Annotated in this window: 23 protein-coding genes and 1 tRNA gene; 9 read left to right on the top strand and 15 right to left on the bottom strand. The window is 41.5% G+C overall.

Features of this window, described 5'->3' with window-relative positions:
- Positions 1-33: 33 nt before the first annotated feature.
- The 9 genes from V7O66_RS06895 to thiD all read right to left on the bottom strand — a co-directional run bounded on the left by V7O66_RS06895 (position 34) and on the right by thiD (position 7,232).
- Positions 34-630: a HemK2/MTQ2 family protein methyltransferase gene (locus tag V7O66_RS06895; protein WP_406662508.1), complete on the bottom strand. Its 597-nt coding sequence runs from the start codon at positions 628-630 to the stop codon at positions 34-36.
- A gap of 11 nt (positions 631-641) precedes the next feature.
- Positions 642-1,454, bottom strand: coding sequence for a 16S rRNA (adenine(1518)-N(6)/adenine(1519)-N(6))-dimethyltransferase RsmA (gene rsmA / locus V7O66_RS06890; RefSeq protein WP_406662506.1), 813 nt, complete (start codon positions 1,452-1,454; stop codon positions 642-644).
- Positions 1,455-1,469: 15 nt separating this feature from the next.
- Positions 1,470-2,066 (bottom strand): DUF655 domain-containing protein, encoded by a 597-nt coding sequence (locus V7O66_RS06885; RefSeq protein ID WP_406662504.1) that lies wholly within the window; start codon positions 2,064-2,066, stop codon positions 1,470-1,472.
- A gap of 78 nt (positions 2,067-2,144) precedes the next feature.
- Positions 2,145-2,498 carry an RNA polymerase Rpb4 family protein gene (locus tag V7O66_RS06880; RefSeq protein ID WP_406662502.1) on the bottom strand — a complete coding sequence of 118 codons (354 nt, stop codon included), beginning with the start codon at positions 2,496-2,498 and terminating at the stop codon, positions 2,145-2,147.
- 134 nt (positions 2,499-2,632) lie between these two features.
- Positions 2,633-2,929: a 50S ribosomal protein L21e gene (locus tag V7O66_RS06875; RefSeq protein WP_406662500.1), complete on the bottom strand. Its 297-nt coding sequence runs from the start codon at positions 2,927-2,929 to the stop codon at positions 2,633-2,635.
- A 75-nt stretch (positions 2,930-3,004) separates the two neighbouring features.
- Positions 3,005-4,297 carry a tRNA pseudouridine(54/55) synthase Pus10 gene (locus V7O66_RS06870; protein ID WP_406662498.1) on the bottom strand — a complete coding sequence of 431 codons (1,293 nt, stop codon included), beginning with the start codon at positions 4,295-4,297 and terminating at the stop codon, positions 3,005-3,007.
- A gap of 101 nt (positions 4,298-4,398) precedes the next feature.
- Complete coding sequence (gene trmY, locus V7O66_RS06865) at positions 4,399-4,995, bottom strand: tRNA (pseudouridine(54)-N(1))-methyltransferase TrmY (RefSeq protein ID WP_406662496.1); 597 nt, start codon at positions 4,993-4,995, stop codon at positions 4,399-4,401.
- A gap of 26 nt (positions 4,996-5,021) precedes the next feature.
- Positions 5,022-6,332: a DEAD/DEAH box helicase gene (locus V7O66_RS06860; RefSeq protein WP_406662494.1), complete on the bottom strand. Its 1,311-nt coding sequence runs from the start codon at positions 6,330-6,332 to the stop codon at positions 5,022-5,024.
- 99 nt (positions 6,333-6,431) lie between these two features.
- The gene (thiD, locus tag V7O66_RS06855; RefSeq protein WP_406662492.1) at positions 6,432-7,232 is read right to left on the bottom strand and encodes a bifunctional hydroxymethylpyrimidine kinase/phosphomethylpyrimidine kinase; all 801 of its coding nucleotides are present in this window, start codon (positions 7,230-7,232) and stop codon (positions 6,432-6,434) included.
- 276 nt (positions 7,233-7,508) lie between these two features.
- Here thiD and V7O66_RS06850 point away from each other — a divergent pair, with 276 nt between their 5' ends.
- The 3 genes from V7O66_RS06850 to purF all read left to right on the top strand — a co-directional run bounded on the left by V7O66_RS06850 (position 7,509) and on the right by purF (position 9,449).
- Entirely contained in the window at positions 7,509-7,727 is a 219-nt protein-coding gene (locus V7O66_RS06850; RefSeq protein ID WP_406662490.1) for an LSm family protein, read from the top strand.
- Between the two features lie 94 nt (positions 7,728-7,821).
- Positions 7,822-7,992 carry a 50S ribosomal protein L37e gene (locus V7O66_RS06845; RefSeq protein ID WP_406662488.1) on the top strand — a complete coding sequence of 57 codons (171 nt, stop codon included), beginning with the start codon at positions 7,822-7,824 and terminating at the stop codon, positions 7,990-7,992.
- A gap of 38 nt (positions 7,993-8,030) precedes the next feature.
- Complete coding sequence (gene purF, locus V7O66_RS06840) at positions 8,031-9,449, top strand: amidophosphoribosyltransferase (RefSeq protein ID WP_406662486.1); 1,419 nt, start codon at positions 8,031-8,033, stop codon at positions 9,447-9,449.
- A 257-nt stretch (positions 9,450-9,706) separates the two neighbouring features.
- Here the strand turns inward: purF and V7O66_RS06835 are convergent.
- From V7O66_RS06835 to V7O66_RS06825, 3 genes are all read right to left on the bottom strand, one after another.
- A tRNA-His gene (locus V7O66_RS06835) sits at positions 9,707-9,781 on the bottom strand.
- 113 nt (positions 9,782-9,894) lie between these two features.
- Complete coding sequence (locus V7O66_RS06830) at positions 9,895-10,674, bottom strand: sulfide-dependent adenosine diphosphate thiazole synthase (protein WP_406662484.1); 780 nt, start codon at positions 10,672-10,674, stop codon at positions 9,895-9,897.
- Between the two features lie 57 nt (positions 10,675-10,731).
- Complete coding sequence (locus V7O66_RS06825; protein WP_406662482.1) at positions 10,732-13,020, bottom strand: PAS domain-containing protein; 2,289 nt, start codon at positions 13,018-13,020, stop codon at positions 10,732-10,734.
- A gap of 161 nt (positions 13,021-13,181) precedes the next feature.
- Between V7O66_RS06825 and V7O66_RS06820 the strand changes: the two genes are divergently transcribed.
- Both V7O66_RS06820 and V7O66_RS06815 read left to right on the top strand, forming a co-directional pair.
- Entirely contained in the window at positions 13,182-14,309 is a 1,128-nt protein-coding gene (locus tag V7O66_RS06820) for an AAA family ATPase (protein ID WP_406662480.1), read from the top strand.
- A gap of 38 nt (positions 14,310-14,347) precedes the next feature.
- Positions 14,348-14,614, top strand: a complete 267-nt coding sequence (locus V7O66_RS06815; RefSeq protein ID WP_406662478.1) for a hypothetical protein — start codon at positions 14,348-14,350, stop codon at positions 14,612-14,614.
- Positions 14,615-14,625: 11 nt separating this feature from the next.
- Here V7O66_RS06815 and V7O66_RS06810 read toward each other — a convergent pair whose 3' ends face one another.
- Positions 14,626-15,543 carry a ribonuclease Z gene (locus V7O66_RS06810; RefSeq protein ID WP_406662476.1) on the bottom strand — a complete coding sequence of 306 codons (918 nt, stop codon included), beginning with the start codon at positions 15,541-15,543 and terminating at the stop codon, positions 14,626-14,628.
- A 240-nt stretch (positions 15,544-15,783) separates the two neighbouring features.
- On the opposite strand from V7O66_RS06810, the gene V7O66_RS06805 reads away from it, so the two are divergent.
- From V7O66_RS06805 to V7O66_RS06795, 3 genes are read left to right on the top strand one after another with little or no spacing between them, the layout of a single operon-like run.
- Positions 15,784-16,155, top strand: a complete 372-nt coding sequence (locus tag V7O66_RS06805; RefSeq protein WP_406662474.1) for a 30S ribosomal protein S8e — start codon at positions 15,784-15,786, stop codon at positions 16,153-16,155.
- A 58-nt stretch (positions 16,156-16,213) separates the two neighbouring features.
- Complete coding sequence (locus tag V7O66_RS06800) at positions 16,214-16,705, top strand: Lrp/AsnC family transcriptional regulator (RefSeq protein WP_406662472.1); 492 nt, start codon at positions 16,214-16,216, stop codon at positions 16,703-16,705.
- A gap of 54 nt (positions 16,706-16,759) precedes the next feature.
- The gene (locus V7O66_RS06795) at positions 16,760-17,935 is read left to right on the top strand and encodes an aminotransferase class I/II-fold pyridoxal phosphate-dependent enzyme (protein WP_406662470.1); all 1,176 of its coding nucleotides are present in this window, start codon (positions 16,760-16,762) and stop codon (positions 17,933-17,935) included.
- Between the two features lie 209 nt (positions 17,936-18,144).
- Here V7O66_RS06795 and V7O66_RS06790 read toward each other — a convergent pair whose 3' ends face one another.
- Both V7O66_RS06790 and V7O66_RS06785 read right to left on the bottom strand, forming a co-directional pair.
- Positions 18,145-18,324 carry a PLDc N-terminal domain-containing protein gene (locus tag V7O66_RS06790; RefSeq protein ID WP_406662468.1) on the bottom strand — a complete coding sequence of 60 codons (180 nt, stop codon included), beginning with the start codon at positions 18,322-18,324 and terminating at the stop codon, positions 18,145-18,147.
- 102 nt (positions 18,325-18,426) lie between these two features.
- Positions 18,427-19,455, bottom strand: coding sequence for an AI-2E family transporter (locus tag V7O66_RS06785; protein ID WP_406662466.1), 1,029 nt, complete (start codon positions 19,453-19,455; stop codon positions 18,427-18,429).
- A gap of 137 nt (positions 19,456-19,592) precedes the next feature.
- On the opposite strand from V7O66_RS06785, the gene V7O66_RS06780 reads away from it, so the two are divergent.
- The gene (locus tag V7O66_RS06780; RefSeq protein ID WP_406662464.1) at positions 19,593-20,021 is read left to right on the top strand and encodes a phosphate-starvation-inducible PsiE family protein; all 429 of its coding nucleotides are present in this window, start codon (positions 19,593-19,595) and stop codon (positions 20,019-20,021) included.
- Positions 20,022-20,385 lie beyond the last annotated feature (364 nt).

Raw genomic sequence — 20,385 nt, 5'->3', positions numbered from 1 at the left:
TATATAGCACGGCAATGTTCAATAAGCCTATGATCAATTTTTTCTGGTATTGCATTTGAGAACAACAAGTTCTTCAAAAGAACATTTTTCCCTGGCTATGATTTGCGAATCAAAATCAAAATCCGAGATCTCTTTTTTCACTTCATCAATGCCTGTAAGGGATGATATCAAAAGTAGAATTATTCCTTCCGATCGAAGGTATTTTTTAACATTCCGGAAAAAGGGCTTGATGGAATCACGTCCGGTAATCCCTCCGTCAAATGCATAGTTAAGCCAGCCTGGTACCTTTTCATCTTCCGATGTAGGGAGGTAGGGTGGATTGAATATGATCATGTCAAAATGCTTCTTGTCTTTGATCCCTGCGAACATATCGGTTCTTATGACCTCTATTCCATTGGACCTGGCACATTTGGCAGCAAAAGGATTTATTTCGGTTGCTATGAGCCTTATGTCTTTGTTTGCCTGGAGGATCGCAGAAACAAAGCCACTTCCGGTACCTATCTCAAGTATTTGCATTCCATCAATTGTTATATCAAGTGCTGCATTTGCAAGTAAAAACGAGTCTTCTGCCGGCTCATATACATTTTCAGCCAGCTTTACACTGGTATTCTTGTAATTGATGGTTGCCATAATAAGGGTATTTATATGTCCTGCTTATGCTTGAACATGATGTTTGCGAGGTATGCGAATTCTTCAGGCTCAAGGTTTTCAGGTCGCTTGTTTAGCATATCTTCAGGAAGTTCGGTGATGAATTCCTTCATGTCATCTATGCCAAGAAGTTGCTTATTCCTGATTATTGAGTTTCGCATCTTCTTGCGTCTCTGCCCAAAAACAGCAGTTACAAAGGCGAGGAAATACTTCTCATCCAGCACTTCAAAAGGTGCAGGCCTTGGTTCTACCTTCACAACTGCAGATAGTACTTCTGGAGCTGGTGAGAATGCCCCTTTTGGAACTTTCATGATAATTGATGCATCCGCAAAATAGTGTGTATTCACAGAGAGTCTGCTGTAGTCATCTGAATTGGCATGTGATACCATGCGCTGTGCAAATTCATACTGGTACATCAGGATTCCAAGTTTGAATTTGTGGCGGAATAGTTTGAATGTTATTTCCGATGAAATGGAATATGGGAGGTTGGCTATGACCTTATCAAAATCAGGGATATCTACTTTGAGGACATCTCCATGAATAATCTCCAGATTTTCGCACTCTCCTAGCCTGTCTTTAAGTACATCAACAAGTTCGGGATCCCTTTCTATTGCAATAACTTTCTTCGCCTGCTTGATCAATCTTTCTGTAAGATTGCCAATACCTGCTCCAATCTCAAGTATGACTTCGTCTGGCTGTATGTCTCCAGCCTCGACAATTTTGTCAAGCAAACGCTCATCTATAAGGAAATGCTGGTCGTGGTTTCCTCCACGTATTCCATATTTCCTGAGAATATTACGAACCAAAAAGAATACCCCTTCTCACTGATTTCTGGTGCGGCGGGGCGGTAAGGTAAAAAGCCTGTATTTTATATTATCATCCTTGAGCTCTTCAAGTATCCTGTTGGCAATCACTTTTTGTGGGGAGTGTACACCGCCAACTCTCTCGTGAAGTTCTTCCAGACTCTTATATTCGCCTTTTTTCCTATCGTCTATAATAGCCCACATGAGTTTCTTGCCAATTCCGGGAAGCAATTCCAGCATATGTAGCCTGCTGGTAATTGAATGTGCGTCATTGAAGAATTTAACAAATCTCTCTTCATTTGCTTTGATGCTTATTTCCAGCACATATGGTAGCTCAAGCTGGGCTCCATGACTCAGGTCTTTATAGGATACCTTGTGTTTAACATGGTCAATTACATCTCTGTCTCCATCACCAATATAAACACGTGACTGTATGTCAGGAATTTCTCCTTCTTTTGGCACAAGATCCATTAAGACAAAATTGTTTTCTCCGACGACTTGAACCAGAGGTTTTTTCTGGTACGCTGGTCGCCTGTCATCTGAACTTCCATATGGAAGATAATCAAGGACCAATGCATATTCTTCCTTTTCAGGTGGCTTTCCCCTTGTAGTCATTTGTTCCCTCCAACCACATATCCACTGATACTGGCATCAAATCATTCGGATAAAAATAGGAATGTATTGGATATAAATTTAATCCATTGCCTCTTCAACCATGCCGAGCATCTCATCAAGTTCTTCGTCTGCAAGGGTGAATCTTTCCTTTGCATAAAGTGTCCTTAATTCATCTCTTGTTTGGGGCATGATGTCTGCTATCCGGACTGCAATTTCCGGCTTCATTTTTTCCAGATCTAGAAGTTTGTTAACAAGCTCCCTTGCTTTTTCAGGCGTCGTCTTGGAGAACATCTCTGCATGATTGATGGCCTTGCGCAGTTCGTATCCAAGTTCTTCCTCGGCCTTTAAGCGCTCTTCCATGATCTCGTGTAACATGCCCTTGACTTCAGGAAGGGTCAGTAATTCCTCATTCAACACTTCTTTAACTATCATCAATAAACACTCTTTAGAAAATTAAATTGCCTGGTGGCATAGATTATAATCGAAGATACATCTCTAAAGTTGGCAATAAAGATATATCTATCGATAAAAAGGACTTCAGGTCAAGTGCCTGAAATCATTTAGTTTTAGTTGTACTTCTGTGGTTTCAGGTGCTGTGGAAGGGAGATGATCTGCTTGGTTGCCTTTCCATCTCTTATCTGCAACATAAATGCACGGCCGCGCATTCCTAATACTTTCCCTGTTTTACCCTGGAACCTTGGGTTTGGCATTCCCTTCTGCACACTTGGATCGATATCGATGTGTACCATCTGTCCTTCTGTGAATTCTTGAATTGCCTTGCTTATTGTGGAAAGTCCTCTTTCTCTTACAGTCTTCTTCAACTTGTAGCGTGTACAATGTCTTTCGCCGTGTGATGTTGCCATAATTTTCCTCCATTGATTAAATGATTGATTATTTTAGTTAGTTGATAATATTGATTATTGATCTGTGATATCCAGTCAAATGTCAACGCTAATAACGTCGAGTTCTGTAACTGTCGCCTCAATTTCTAATAGGCCTGTGAGACTTGGCTCTGTTCTTCCTTCATCACCAGATGTTAGTTCCTTGACATATAATCCGCCGTCACAATGAACCTGTATGATGGCGTATTCTTCAGTTTTTTCAAGAAGTTGCATTCCATGTACACGTCTTTTGCGGACAAGATCGCCTCGCCTGTGGGCAACACGTTGTGGTGTCCTCTGTGCAATTTCAGCTCCGACCAGACTGTCAATGACAGATATAAGTCTTTCTTTTGAAACTGGCTCTTTGAATGTAACTTTAAGGTTATAAACTTTATCCGCTTTTGATGCTTTCAAGTGCTCAATTACATCCTTCTCTACTATTTTAAGCCCTTCTACTTCAACTTTACCTGCAGCATGCTCATTTATTTTCTTCTCAAGAGTCTCCAGGTCAATGCTGCGTATGGTCGGGCTAAGTGCTTCAACTACAAACGGCCTTCCGGTGCCAAGCATAAGTGCATCAATATCCTCTCTTCCAGCTCCGTGGAATTTGGTATCGGTTGCATTAGTGGCTTTAACGACTTCTTCGCGGATGAGCTCGTCAACTGATTCAGGATACTGCTTGCCAGTGAATTCGCATTTCTCGCAACCTTTTCCTCTGCATGAGCGGCATGGCCACCTTGTCTGCGGTATGGTTCTTACGAATTTCTTGTATCTTCCCTGTATGTAGAGTGAACGTACCTGAAGTTTGATATCATTCTCTGCAATATCGAGGGTAACCAGTATGTCGGGGCGGTCAAAATCCACTTCCTTTCCAGTAAGTGGTGCGATCAGCTTTCCTACTTCCCTGTTCAATTCGGTTTTAAACTGTTCCGCATGCGCTATGCCGCACTCGCTCCAGAGTATCTCCTCATTTTCGGAAAGGAGTCCACTAATCTTTGTTCCTACAAGTAATGTTGAATATTCCCTATCTCCGATAGCTTCAACTGCGCGTTTGGCCCATTGGTCGAGGGTTTCGTAAAGGCCAAGGCATACCCAGCACTTTTTGTCCTCTCCCTCAATTCCAAGTGTTTTTCTTGCATAGGGATTGCATGTGGAAAGCTCCTTAAGGACTGTGTCATCTCCTGACTCCTTATAGATCATGTCGCCTTCCATTGCAAGGGACAATTTAATGGCGCTTCCTCTTTCAAGGTTACTTAGTCCGGTGGATAATTTCGCAAATTGCCTGCCCATACAATTGTCACATATGGGTCCTTCGCTGATTATCTTCTTCGCAGTTTCAAGTATGCTCATTGGATCACTTTTGTGCTTAATATGAATTGATAGTTTACTGAATACTGATTTTTGGGTATTGCACGATTTGTTCAGTTTGCAATATAATCCTTTTTAGCTTATTATTGCTCGACCCTGTCAAGCTCATTAAGGATTATTGTTATGCAGTGGTCTGAATGAAGTGAAATAGGCCCTATTGTCAGTGTCTTTGAGGCAAATTTACCAATGATCGCCTCTTCTTCCTCAGTTACTCCCATGTGGTCACCAAGGACAAATACAGAATTATCAAGGGATGGTGCTATTTCTCTGATGTCTTCTCCATCTTCTCTCAGGTAATAGACCGTTTTTCCCTTTTCAGCAAATTCTTCGAGCAACTGTTCCAGACCTGCACGGCGTATCCATACGCCTGGGGTGGAACGGGATTCGTACTCGAGTGCATCTTTCTGAAGTGCTTTTTTTATGAGGGATCCGCTACTTCTTTCGTCCGGATTGAGGTACTTAAGTTCCTGCCCATTGAAACGAATGACCTTTCCAGGATCTGGTTCTCCAAGTAAGACCAGATGCACATTGATGTCTCTTCTCATTTCATGGGAAAGGAAGAGTGCCGAATTTATGCAACGGCACAGTATGTCCATTCTCCCTGCGGAACCGGGAAGGTCATTTAGTGAAAAATCACCGGATGTCAGTGCTTTATGTCCTATAATGACAAAATCCTTCATAGTATCGCCCTGTATGCTCAGTGAAGTCAGTACTTGTTCTTTTTACCATCTCTAAGTATCATTTTAGCAAGTGCAGCAGCTATGTCCTTATAGTTGTACTCGTCACTTTCTGCAAGTTGTTCGACCCATGAATCGTATTTGTCAAGCTGGCCTGCTTTAAGTGTTTGTCTGACCGCATCTGCTATCTGTGCATCCTTTATCTTTTCGATATCTTTGTAGGATGGCACCCTTGCGGATATGATCTCGGTCTTGGTGTACTTCTTGATAGCCCTTAGTTTCCCTGTCTCTCTTCTTGATACAAAGGAATATGCAACACCAGGCCTTCCTGCCCTTGCGGTCCTTCCGATTCTGTGAACATAGGTTTCTATCTCGTGAGGGAGGTCATAATTGAAAACAACTTCTATGTTTTCGACATCAAGACCTCTTGCAGCAACATCTGTGGCAACAAGAACATTAATCTTCTCATCACGAAGTCTTTTCATGGTTATTTCTCTTTGAGCCTGCTTGATATCACCATGCAATGCTTCTACGGAGTGACCATGTGCCTTGAGTTTCACAAGTAATGTGTCGACCTCTCTCTTTGTATTACAAAAGATCAGTGATGATTTGAAATTGTTCGCTTCTATGATTCGGCGAACCGCATCTGCCTTTTCACTTCCCTTCATCTCAATATAGAACTGCTCTACCTTTGGTGCAGTAAGCTCTCTCTTGACCACATTTATGTGCTCTGGATTCTGCTGGTATTCTTTTGTAAGTCTGAGAATGGGTTTTGGCATAGTTGCGGAGAAAAGCAATGTCTGTCTTTCTACCGGTGCATTGTCAAGTATGCGCTCGATATCTTCTCTGAATCCCATGTTAAGCATCTCGTCAGCTTCGTCAAGGATCATGATCTCAATACTGTCCATTCTTAGAGTACGGCGTTCGATATGGTCAATGATCCTGCCGGGGGTTCCGACGATAATATGTGCTCCCTTCTTTATGTCTCTAATCTGCTGGCCTATTGGTTTGCCACCGTAGATGGGTACAACATTTATTCCCTCGAGGTACTTGGAAATTTTAGTTAATTCATCGGCAACCTGATTAGCCAGTTCTCTTGTGGGGCAAAGTATCATTGCCTGTGTTTTTTTACTTCTGGCATTGATGCTGTCCAGAAGGGGTATGCCAAAAGCAGCAGTTTTACCTGTTCCTGTTTGTGCCTGGCCTATGATGTCTTTTCCTTCCTGTATGATGGGGATGGCCTTTTGCTGGATGTCGGTTGGCTCTTTATATCCCATTTCTGTGATGCCTCTTCTCAATTCTCTTGAAAGGTAGAGGTCGTTGAATGTTATAGTTTCCATTTTGGTTTCACTCTGTAAAATATAGATCTGTATGATCACTTGCGTTTCTGCTCGCTTGCAAGTTAATTACCTATAGGCATAAATTTCCATAAAGTGGATTCATTTATCGGTATTATGCTGGAGTTTTGCCAGAGGGTTTACTGGAGCTACCCCTTTTCCTACCGATTGGCTGCCTTGGATGGCATGCACTACAAAATCCTTGGCTCCTTTTGCGGCTTCATCAATTGTCTTTCCACATGCCAGATGCGATGCTAATGATGTGGAATATGTGCAACCTGAACCGTGCGTACCGCCTTTTACAAATTCACCGGGAATAATGGTGAATCTTTCATTCTCACTCTCATATACGATATCGGATGCATCTAGATGTCCTCCTGTAACAATTACAGTTTTGACACCTGTGGCCGCAATGGTCCTTGCAGCTTTTTTTGCATCTTCGATGTTGCTTATGTTCATGCCGGAAAGGGCAGTGGCTTCATTTATATTTGGAGTTACGACCTGGCTAATGGGGAGAAGTTCTTCTTTAAGTGCTGATAATGCATCTTCTTTTAGAAGGTCTCCGCCAGCTTCTGCGGCCATTACTGGGTCAACTACCAGCTTTAATCCGTATTTTTTCACCATTTTAGTAACGGTGGTAATAATCTCGGATGATGATAGCATGCCGGACTTTGCCCATTTAACATCCATATCGTTGCAAACTGCATCGATCTGATTTGCTATTACTTCTGTGGGCAGGTCAAATGTACTTAAAACGCCTGTTGTATTCTGTGACGTAACTGACGTTATAGCAACTGCTCCATGCAGTCCGTGGCTGGCAATGGTTTTAATGTCTGCTTCAATGCCCGCACCCCCGCCTGAATCAGATCCGGCTATTGTCATTACAACAGGTGTCTTTGTCATGTTCGCTTCTCCTTATATAGGATGGATGTGTCTTATGCAGATTAACTTCTTTGCGATGCTGGACTTAACGTCTGGTGATTTAAATAGTAGTTGGTCAGATCGCAAATAAATATGGTGATTATCCTCTTCATTTCATCAACTATTGCCAATTGTACGATAGATTTATATATTGTATGTGCAAGAGTGGTGCAGCATAAGGCGTATATGTACGTAAACAAATTTAGAATACCTGATATTTATTACTACTATTCAGGTTTTTAAACGAGGGCGACTAATATGGGAAACAGACCTCTTGATATATTGAATGATTCTTTGAACACACCTGTGATCGTGAGACTAAAAGGCGCAAGAGAGTTTAGAGGTAAACTCCAGGGATACGATGTTCACATGAACCTCGTACTCGATGATGCGGAAGAACTGAAAGAAGGAGAAGTTATTAGAAAATTAGGTAGTGTTGTTATCAGGGGCGATAACGTAGTATATGTTTCTCCCTGAGACAAACGTAACATATAAGAACTAATAACCATATCAGGGGTAAAATCCTACTAATCAAAATACTATTTCAATTTCAAACTAAAGGTGATTATAAATGTCAAAAGGTACTCCCTCAATGGGTAAGAGGCAGAAGCGCACGCATCTTAAGTGCAGGCGCTGCGGAAGTGTTTCACTTAACATCCATACAAAGCAGTGTACATCATGTGGCTTTGGAAAGACTTCTCGTATGAGAAGCTACAAATGGCAGAGAAAGTGCAAGTATTAATTGAATACTCATTTATTTTTTTAACGCCGAGGATCTAAATGCGAGAAGAATGCGGTGTTGTGGGTGTGGTTAAGCAAGATGCGAATTCACATCCTGTGCCCGCAGCGCTCCAGATCTATTATGCCCTGTATGCTCTACAGCATCGTGGGCAGGAATCTTCAGGTATATCTGTTCATAATGGCAGAGAACCTCGTGCTTTTAAGGGCATGGGGCTTGTACCGGAAGTTTTTAACAAGGATGATCTTGTTGAGCTGAAAGGCAATGTGGGTATTGGCCATGTGCGCTACTCAACCAGTGGCGACTCTAAAATTGAGAACTGCCAGCCTTTCATTGTCACTTATAAGAGTGGCACTGTGGCAATAGCCCATAATGGTAATCTGGTCAATGGGATGGATCTACGCAATGGCCTTGAAGCCGAAGGCCATGTTTTTGTGGCGAATTCCGATACCGAGGTGATTGCTCACCTTCTTGTAAAGGAACTTCTGAAACACGAGCCGCCAGAAGCCATGCGTAATGTGATGAAAGTCCTTAATGGCTCTTATTCTTTGGTTATCATGATCGATGACCTGCTGATGGCTGTAAGGGATCCATATGGATTCAAGCCTTTGTGCATCGGAGAAATTGAATCCGGGTATGCGGTAGCTTCTGAGAGTGTTGCCATTGATACGTTGAATGGAAGCCTTATCAGGGACGTGAAGCCTGGTGAACTTATCATTTTCAGAGATGGCGAGATCGAGTCCCATCAACTGTTCAATGAACCCTGCTGTGCACATTGTGTATTTGAATATGTTTATTTTGCACGCCCTGACTCAATAATTGATGGGCAGCTTGTTTATAGAGTGAGGGAGCGGATAGGTGAGCATTTGTCCCGTGAACATCCCGTGGATGCTGATATGGTATCCCCTGTGCCTGATTCTGGGATAACTTCAGCTATTGGTTATTCTCGCGAATCGCATATTGATTATGAAGAAAGTCTCATGAAGAATCGTTACATAGGGCGTACTTTCATTCTCCCTGGGCAGGCGATGCGTGAGACTGCGGTTCGTCTTAAAATGAATACCATTGATGAAAATATCAAGGGTAAGAGTGTAGTTCTTGTAGATGACAGTATTGTCAGGGGAACCACATCCCGACGTATCATTGACATGGTCAGGAAAGCTGGTGCAAATGCGGTTCATGCGCGCATAGGAAGTCCTCCTATAATTGCTCCATGTTATCTTGGTATCGATATGTCATCAAGGGATGAGTTAATTGCCGCACACAAGACTGTAAGTGGTGTGGAAGCTGTCATTAATGCTGATTCACTTGGATATCTCAGTATTGATGGACTCGTCAGCGCCATTGGTCTTGACAGGGATGATCTTTGCCTTGGTTGTCTTACAGGCGCTTATCCTGTGGATATTCCTGGTGAGCAGACCTGTCAGCGCAGACAACTTAAACTCCATGAGTTTGAGTAAGTTCATTTATTTTTAATTTTTTTAATTTTGGTGTTTATGATTATACACACTTAACTTATGTTATTAGCAGATTTTAATTATAGGGCCTTAGAATTAATCATTTGCAAGAATGTGTAACTCTTGCAGGCGTAGGTATGGTTTTTCTTATATTTCTTAAAATTCACTGCTAGTGACATCTCTGTTAGCATCGCTATTAATTATGAGGGTATGAAAATAGTACAATCTTCGATTGATTGTTTACTTTGAAAAAAGAATTATGGGGCCGGGACCGAGAATCGAACTCGGATCGTAGCCTCCACAGGGCTACAGGATAACCGCTACCCTACCCCGGCTCGAAGTAGGTGCTTCCCTTTGAAAGCACCCTATAACTGTATTTTTCTTAGATAAACTTTTCCTTTGAAAATGGGCATAAAACGTCTTTTATGTGTATTATGCAGGAATTATTTTATCTTTTTAGCTTTTCAATTGCAATTTCTGCTGCTTTTTTACCCGAAAGCAGCATACCACCAAAGACTGGTCCCATTCTTGGCGCCCCGGCAACCGCATTTGCAGCCATTCCTGTTACTATGAGTCCTGGGTAAACTTCCTTCGTTGTTTCCATGAGGAGTTTCTCTCCTACATCTGCCCACATTGGCTTTTCACCAACGACTCCAAGTTCTCCCATTTCAGCACCAGGTATCTTGCGTTGTACTGTACTGCAAATCGCTGCATCGTGTCCTGTTCCGTCAATGACGACCTTTGCACGAATGGCAAGTGGGTCAACGTGAAGTTTGTTCATGGACACTGGTCCCCAGTTTATGACAAGTCCGCAAACAGTATCATTCTCACGTATCATTACATCTTCGACGTCTATGAGGTTGAATATCTCAGCACCCGCTCCGGTGGCTCCACAAATTAATTTTCCTACTGATTCGATTGAATTTGCAACGTAGTATCCTTTTTCATATTCGTGGTATGGGATATCAAAATCATCCATGATGTGCTTTGCATCTTCCTGCACGACTATGCGTGGGAACATCATTCCTCCAGCCCACATTCCTCCTCCTATGGAGAGTTTTCTTTCGTACAAGATAGTTTTCAATCCTGCTTCAGCAAGGTACTTGGCTGCAACCAGGTTTGCAGGTCCCCCACCTACCAGTGCAACGTCAACGTCTATATAATCGAGAAAAACCTTTGAATACTCTTCAAATATAGCTCTTGTAATAGTGACTTCATCGAGTTCCATTTTTGTGCCTCTTTGCTGTAAAATTAGGTTTTCATAGAGGGGGCATTTGACTTAAAGTTATTGGGGCTGTATTTTTGCTATCCTGTCGTTATTTTCACATTCATGATATCCCACTGTCTGCATGTGTGGTACTGTTGGATTTCCTGTATCTGGTGCTTTCTTTAACTTTAACCAGAATCTGCTACCCTGTCCATTAGGGTTATCTTCTACACCAACATCTCCTTGATGGATCACCGCAATCTGCTTCACGATCGCAAGTCCGAGTCCGGTTCCCTTGACTCCAGTCTTATTGGCACGCTTGAAGCGGTCGAATACCTGTTCCTTATATTCATCAGGTATGCCTTCTCCCAAATCCGTTACTTCGACCTTCCAGTCATAGTTTGTATCAACGATGTCTACTGTAATATTTGTTCCATCGGGGCTGTATTTGATAGCATTTGAAATGTAGTTGGCAAGTATTTCTTCCACTATTGGATTTGCCATTGTGTAGTATGTGTTTGGAGCTTTCATCTCGATGGTCATTTGCCTGTTTTCCAGTATGTGCTCGAACTGGTCTATCACATTTCTGGAAATGGATCCTATATCCATTTTTTGCAGTTCCAGTTCTTCTGTGGATTCGAGTTTTGCAAATTTGGCAGCAGCCTCTATCATTTCTATGACCTTATTGCTATTGCGCCTTATGCTGTTTATGAATTTTCGCTTTTTCTCATCTTCTTCAGATTCATAAAGTATGTCTGCAAAACCTCTGACGTTTCCTGCAGGATTCAGCAGGTCATGTCTCATAATGTCTGTGAATAGATCCTTTAACTCATTTGAGCGGCAAAGTTCTTCTTCAAATTGCTTTCTTTCGCTCGTATCCATGCTGGTGCCTGTTAGCCTGAGTGGTTCATTGTTTTTGTTCCATTCCACAACCTTTCCACGACTCTGTATCCATTGCCATTTACCATCAATGTTCTTCATTCTGTATTCAGATTCAAAGAATTCCTTTTCCGAATTGAGGTGGAGCTTAATTTCACTCATCACTTCTTCGACTTCATCCTGATGTATCAGTTTCTTCCATGAATCAAAGTGAGGTTTGATCTTCTTTGCCTGGTATCCGAGCATTTCTGCCCATCTGTTATTGTAAATAAGTTCATTTGTCTCAATATTCCAGTCCCACATACCAAGATCTGCTCCTGCCAGTGCAAGCTCGACTCTTTCCTGGGTTTTACTGAGTGTTTCTTCCATCTCTTTACGTGTGGAAACATCGCGCACTACTGCCAGTGCATATTTATTATTTTCATGGGTTGTGAATGTCACATTGATCTCAACAGGAATGATCTTCCCATCTTTTCCTTCAATTGTCCTGTCAAGATCCAGGAATCTGTTTCCGCATACTTCTTGAATATCTTCCTCCCAGAATAGTCCTCCGAAGATCTGCCTGATGTCCTCTTTCTGCATGTTCAGGAGTTCTTCTCTGGAATATCCCAGGTATTTGGAAGCTGTTTCATTCACATCGATAATGGTATTATTTACTGGGTCAAGGATGAATATGAAGTCATTAGATTCGTTGATCAGATTTTTGAAAAGGCTAAGATCATCGAGGAATATCTTGTGTTGCATGCTCATTCCCATAAGCTCAGATAATATCTTCAATGTTGGCAACTGCTCTTCATAACATTTTTCAGGGAACTCTGGATTTTCTATTCCTATAAAACCGATTACATTTTGGTCGAGTTCTATTGGTACTGCTATTAGTGCTTCAATTCCTCTCAATTTCATGATCTCCGCTTCCCTGAATGCTTCTTTTGGCAGGGATGCGATATTTGGGATGGAAAATATGTCCTTGTTCTTAAACTGTTTCATAATCCATGGGTAGTTTGCCATTCCGGGCGTTTCAAACATCATTCTGCTTGTTTTGTTTTCTGCAGGATTCCATTCATGGGTCTTGTAAAACGAGTTCGAATCATTGTTCAAAAGAATCAGGTAATTGCATCTGGATCCGCAGAAGTGGCCTACCTTTTTGAGAGTTTCATTAATAGTAGTATCCACATCTTTTGGGGCAATGAATAATGATATCAATGAGGATACGTTGTTCTCTATATTTGATTTATGTTCAACCAGTTTCTCCACTATTCTTTTTTCATCGTTGAGTTTGGCCATTTTCTGTTCTAACTCTCGATTTGTCTTTTCGATCTGGTTGCTGGTGTATATTATAATTGCAAAAGTTCCTATGATCAATGCTGAGCTTATTAATAGTATATTGTTTTCTTCAGGTATTATATAAGGTGAAATAAGGACAATTCCAAGCACGCATACTATCATGAGAAATGCGCCATTTGCAAGTTTTGGTATTCTTGTATTCATTTTTACATAATCCTGAAGTTTTAACGCCGATTTATATCTGATGTTAATATATTTATATGTTCTGAATTTTATTATATTCGAATGTATTTCCTGACCCGAAATATTTAAGGGTTAAGTTTTATTATTGTTATAATTCATTTGATACCATACAAAATAAAGAGATGATACACATAGTAAGGACTCCACAAAGAATCAATACTAAAACCAAGAGGGACCTTTCAACTGATCAGGTTGACAGTACTGCTGAATTTCTGGTACTCGAACCAGCAGGTTACCCTATGGCCAGCCCACTCGATGAATACCCTGAAATCGAGGATCCTGGGGTTTTTGAGCATTATGCACGTGATCAATGGAATGGTTATGTTGCCCGTAAGGGCGATTATCTGTTTGACAAAAGGATGTACCCGGATTTTGCCTATAAGGTGAAAGAAGTGGAGCCGCCTGACTCTATAATCGGTTCGAATACTACCATTATTGTGAATGATGTTGCAACAGGCAGCGCACCCAAGGTTGAGTTTCGAAGTGAGGTTGCTTTCGATGATGTTGTCGGTCAGCAGAATGCCCGTCAAAAATGCCGCCTAATCGAGCGTTTTCTTGAAGAGCCTGGTAGATTTGGGAAATGGGCTCCGAACAACGTTCTCTTCTATGGTCCGTCTGGTACGGGGAAGACCATGTTGGCTAAGGCTCTTGCAAATAAGGCACATGTCCCTTTCTTGCCTGTAAAGGCCACTGAGCTGATCGGTGAGTTTGTAGGTGAGGGTGCAAGGCAGATACATCAACTCTATGACCGTGCACAGGAAATGGCTCCATGCATAATTTTCATTGATGAACTTGATGCTATTGCTCTTGATCGAAAGAACCAGGAACTGCGTGGGGATGTGGCTGAGATAGTCAACGCTTTGCTTACTGAAATGGATGGCATTGTGGAACGTCCTGGTGTATGTACAATTGCCGCAACCAACAGGACCAATGCTTTGGACCCTGCTGTTCGCAGTAGGTTTGAGGAGGAGATCGAATTCGTTCTCCCTGATGATGATGAACGTTATGCGATACTGGAATTCAATCTGGCTACCTTCCCACTGGAAGTTGGGGACATTGACCTGAGATTATTTGCAAAGAAAACAGCAGGTCTTTCAGGTCGAGATCTTGTGGAAAAGTTCCTCAAGACCGCTCTTCATATTGCAATAGTGGATGACCGCGATATTGTCACAGTTGAAGATTTTGAATCATCTTTAAAAAAGATCAAGAAATCCGGCACAACACTTAATCCCGATGGCCTGTATGCCTAGGGATTATCTTTTTAAGTTTTGCACCTGTATCGTGATTCATGACGGATATTTGTGCATCAGATCGTTTTAAGTGTGTAATCGTAAATGTTATCGATAACCTGAGTTGGAAAGGTGTTGTCGTAGAGGAAGTTGAATCCGGAGGCCGTGTGTATTTCGGGAAAACAAAGCCTGAGGGATTTGATTACGTTCCTGGGGATATATTGTATATCGGCATAAATCCGCTTCCTCCTGAAATAGGGGATTTCACCATGGAAGTTTCCCTTTATGATGCCCAGGATAATAGGTTGGACTGGACCTTTGTTTAATTCCTCTTAATTTACTTTTTTTGCAAGGGGATCTCAAGTTCCATAAGGTCTTCAGCAATTGTCACATTCTTAAAAATATTTGTAGCTTCATCCAGTAAGACTGTAGTGTCATCCGAGTATCTTGAACTGACATGTGTTATTATAAGGCTTGAGACATTCCCATCCCTGGCAATGGTTGCAGCTTCTTCTGCAGTAGAATGCTTTGACTCGATAGCCCAATCCTGCTGGTCTTTTGCAAGTGTTCCATCATGGATCAGAAGGTCTGCATTTCTACTTATTTCCAATATGCTCTTGCATGGGCGCGAGTCTCCTGTATATACGATCTTCCTTCCTGGCCTTGGATTACCGACGACGTCCTCTGAGCTGATTATTTTTCCATTTACTTCCACAGATTGTCCATTGTGAAGTTTTGAGAATAGTGGTCCTGGAGCAATTCCAAGTTCGATGGCTTTCTGACGGTTGAATCTTCCGGGTCGTTCGTCCTCAACAATCGCATATCCAAGACTTGGTATGCTATGGTCTGTTTTAACTACGTGGATGGAATATCCATCTCGTTTGATAATATCTCCTGGTTCAAGATCAATTGCCTCAACCTCAAAGCGTAATTTGTAATATCCCAGGGCACTGAGTATCCTGGCAAATTCGTGTACGTGATGCGGGCCATATATTTTGAGTGGTTCTGTTCTTCCGTGGAATGACATTGTTTGTATTAACCCGGGAATGCCCAGGATGTGATCTGCATGGAAGTGTGTGATGAATATCGAAGTCAGGGCTTTCATTCCTGTTTTTGCTCTCATCATCTGTTGTTGTGTTCCTTCTCCGCAATCAAGGAGCATAAGCTCTCCTTCTCGATTGATCATAATGGCTGACGGATTTCGGTCTGGTGTGGGGAGGGAACCGCCTGTTCCAAGAAAAGTTACACGAAGCATATGCCATAATTGACTTTTGAATATTTATCAATTACCGCTAATTATTTCATATCCGTAACTATTTACTATGTATTGTTCAATCCATTTTTCTTGCTAACGTTATTATGTTAAGTGACTTTCATATCACTCGAAAAGTTCATATAGAATCTTATTATTAATGGTACGTCCATAAGTCGTACTTAATTTCAAATACAAATCATTAGGATAATTCATTCATACTAATTACTAAGAGGATATATCATGAAATGGCAAGGCAGATCTAAAAGGAAATATACAGGTGCTAAGATCAGGGCATCACGTGGTAAAAGGAAATTCGAACTTGGCCGTGAATCAGCTGACACTCACATCCACGATACAAAAAGGAAGAATGTCTCAACAAGGGGCGGCAACAGAAAGGTAAGACTTTTGCAGTGTAATGTTGCAAATGTTACTGATACTCAGGGTAAAACACAGGTAGCTGCTATTGAGAATGTAACTGGTAGCCCTGCAAACGCTCACCATGTCAGACGTAACATTCTTACAAAGGGTTCAGTTATCAAGACTCCTCTTGGTGACGCTAAGGTCACAAGTCGTCCTGGTCAGGATGGCGTTGTGAATGCAGTATTGCTTTAATTGAGCAATCTGCTTTTATTTTTTATTTTTATTTTTACTTCATCATTGGGTTGCTAATATGGATACAAGTACACGTCATATACTGGAATGTCTTGAAGGGGACGCAAGACTGAGTCATGAGAAAATTGCAACCCTCACAGGCCTTTCTGCAGAAGAGGTAGGCAAACGTATCGCAGAAATGGAAGATTCGGGTGTCATCCGCAAGTACAAGACTATTATTGACTGGGATCTTGCAGGTGATGAGAATGTTTATGCGATTATAGAGTTACATATAACTCTTGAACGCAATCTGGGCTACCAGGCTCTTGTAGAGCGTCTGTATAAGTTCCCTGAGGTTCGCTCTGTGAGACTCCTCTCCGGTCAATATGACCTTTCACTGACCGTATCAGGAAAGTCCATGAAAGAAGTCGCTTTCTTTGTGGCAGAGAAGATCTCAACTCTGGAGCAGGTACAACATACAACAACTCATTTTGTATTGAAGACCTACAAGGAAGATGGTATCATTCTCTATGAGCAGGAGCATGCAGGACGTCTGCTGGTAACTCCTTAATGTATTATTTTTCAATGTAATATTTTTATATCTTGTCTGCAGGATGTATATGTCATGAGAAACGGCTGCAACCCTTCTGATTTTGTTGCCGGTGTAATCCGGAAAGTACCGCCATCCGGTATACGTCGATACTTCGACCTTGCGTCAGGTATTGATGATGTAATATCGTTAGGTGTAGGTGAACCTGATTTTGTCACTCCGTGGCACATAAGGGAAGCGTGTATCCACTCTCTCGAGTGTGGTGAGACTTCCTATACCTCAAACTATGGCCTCATAGAGCTAAGGGAAGGAATAGCTGATCATTTTTCAGATACTTATAGGGTAGATTACAATCCTGAATCAGAGATCTTGGTAACTTCTGGTGTAAGTGAAGGGCTGGATGTGGCTATACGTGCCATTACAAATCCGGGCGATGAGATAATCATTCCACAGCCTTCATATGTCGCCTATGTCCCCTCTGTGATGTTTGCTGGCGGTGTGCCTGTAATTGTCAATACGAAGCTGGAAAATAACTTCAAATTGACTCCAGGGGAGCTGGAGGCAGCTATCACTTCAAAAACCAAGGCAGTTCTTATGAATTATCCTAATAATCCGACTGGCGCCACAATGTCAAAGGGTGATCTTGAAGCAATTGCCGATATTGTGTGTGAACACAATATTATGGTGATATCGGATGAGGTCTATGACTGCCTCACATATAATGGCACACATACTTGTTTTTCGTCACTCGATGGAATGAAAGAGAGGACTATACTCTTGAATGGCTTTTCGAAGTCTTATGCAATGACGGGTTTTAGGATGGCATATGCAATGGCCCCTCCTGAGATTATCCAATCCATGATGCTGATACATCAGTATTCTATGCTCTGTGCTCCTGTGACTGCGCAGGTTGGGGCTATTGAAGCTCTCAAGAACGGCAAGCATGAGATGCAAAAAATGGTAAGGGACTACGACCGCCGTCGCCATCTTATCGTAAGCGGCCTGAACAAGATCGGTCTTGACTGCTTTGAACCAAAGGGTGCTTTCTATGCATTCCCCTCTGTACAAAACACAGGCCTGACATCCGACCAGTTCGCAGAACGTCTCCTGAGCGAGCAGAAAGTGGTAACCATTCCGGGCAATGTTTTCGGTGAAGCCGGAAATGGGTTTTTGCGCTGCTCCTACGCCACATCAAGGGAAGAGATAGAAGAAGCTCTTGGCAGGATGGAAACATTCGTAGGCGGGCTTTAAGTTTCAATTATCAATTTTTTACGAGGGCAATACTCTGTTTTATTGTCCCTGAATCTTATTTTTTGAGTAATCCTTTATTTATTCATATGTATTTCATGGCATTATGGTGGCATGATTTCTTAAGATGTGTGACAAATAAAATGCCTGTAATCTAAATTTTAAAAGTATTGTAGCTACATAAAGAAAAAAGAGAAATAAATTAAAATATCTTATTTCTTTCCAAATAGATAGTATGCTATTGCACCAAAAATTCCGAATATGATTGCTATAAGTATCCAGATTACTTTTTTAATTGTGCCTAGTCTTTGATTCTGAGTCAACACATCATATATGACCCAGATCACAGATGCCAGTGCAATTAGTCCCCAAATGTTTGCTAACATAGACATGTATTATACCTCAAAAAATGTAATCAGTTATATTATATAATACTATCTGGGTGTGGGCTTAGGCACTTGATTTCAACAGTTTGTGGGCTTCAAAAAGCGCCTTTAATAATTCCCTGACAGGTATTCTTCATTGAACATTCTGGCCATGATTATGACGTAGGATAGCAGGAGGGGTCCTATGACTATTCCCAGCAATCCGAAAAGGTTCAGTCCTATGATGACTCCTATCAGTGAGACTAATGGATGTATCTGACCTACTTTCTTTTGAATGGCGGGTCTGATGAAGTTATCAATGGAACTCAGGATCATGCCACCTATGAAAACGCCGACTGCACTGACGTAATCACTCTGTGCCAGTTGTATTATCATGGCAGGTATCCAGACAAGCGTTGCACCCACAACTGGCAGGAATGAGAGTATGGCAGTTAAGAATCCCCAGAGGAATGCGCCTTCTATGCCAAGTATCAGGAATGTTATGGTAAGGAGTGTTCCCTGGATGAGTGCAATTAATCCGGCACTTATCAGAGTAGTATTTACAATTGAACTGAATTCTTTAAGCAGCAGGTCTGTGTTCTTTTCGTTAAAGGGGAATGCTTTTTTCAAGCTTCTGGAAAAGTTAGAACCTTCTCCTACGAACAGGTAATAGAGCAGGAAGTACATGATCGTGAGCTCAATGGCTCTCTGTCCCAGACTCTGTACTGCATTTATCAACAATACGCTAAAGAAATTTGCAGCAAGAGATACGACTTCAAGCACTTTCTCCCGTATATTAATGCTAATGGGCATTGAATCAATATTTAATTGACTTATGTATGTGGACAATGCTTCAGTATATACCAGTATGTCTCCAACATTGGTGATGGCATTCTGTATTTCAAGAATGACAATTGTCATTAGCATATACAGTGGAATCAGGATGATGACTATTGAAGCAAGGATGCAGATAAATGACGCAATTCCTGGCCTGATTTTCAGGCGTTCTGTCAATCGCTTGTACAGAGGTCTAAATACAGCATATAGTATGAATGCTCCTAAAAAAGCAGTAAGGTATGGATAAAGTGCATACGCAAGCACTGCGGTAAGTATGCCAAGAATAAGAAGTGCCTGTGCCATCTTGCCTGGATTCTTCATTATTCGCTTCATTTCTCGATTATACTATATAAGTTATACAGAGTCTCTATGCAGGATACTATAGTTTCCCGCTGGGATCTGACCTACATACTTTTAATTGAGAACGACTTATTCTATTTGTGGCGGGTGTATCTAATATGATGAGACGGATCAACAAATTCCAGAAGCTGGTCGTGTGGTCTATCATATGGATGATGGTTGTAGTTATATTCAGCGCCACTCTTGAAGTTGGGTGGATAATTGTCAGTAGCCTGGCAACCCCTCCTTATCTTTTGTTTCAGGTTGAAAAGGTTCTGGATGTATTCAGTCTATTTTTCATAATCGTTATTGGAATAGAACTTCTCGAAACCATTAAGATGATTCTGGATGAATCAATGATGAATGTAGGTATTATCATACTTGTAGGTCTGACTGCTATTGTGCGTAAGATTCTGATCATTGATATAAAAGATACCAACCCCCTCTTCCTGGCAGGTATGGGTATTCTTATTGTGGCACTTGCAGCTGCCTATTATCTGGTGGTTATCTCGGGTAACAACTTCAAGTGTTCGTTGAATGATGAATGAATGGGTGAACATGGAAGTCCTCAAAATATGCCGTATCAGATAGCTATATATTAATAATATATTATATATAATATATTATGTATTATCCATTTTTCTTATTCTTTGGTGCTTAAGTAATATCTATCCTCTGCTCTCTTGTTCTTTATTCATAATGGTTGGCATGAGGTGCAGTTTCATACGAACCATACATTTATGCTTCCGTATGTGGCATTAATAATGTGTGTATCCGTTTTATATGTGTCAGGCACAGCAGACTTACTTTGATACTGCGGTATGTGTATTATGCAGGTTTTATGTTCTTTTTCATTGTTAACAAGCTATAAGTCAGATGCATGTATTTCAAGGGCATACAAATTTCTGCTTT

The organism is Methanolobus sp. ZRKC3, from assembly GCF_045291275.1.
Taxonomy (GTDB): Archaea; Halobacteriota; Methanosarcinia; order Methanosarcinales; family Methanosarcinaceae; genus Methanolobus.
The sequence above is the reverse complement of the archived record's forward strand: the minus strand, read 5'-3'. Positions and strand labels throughout refer to the sequence as shown.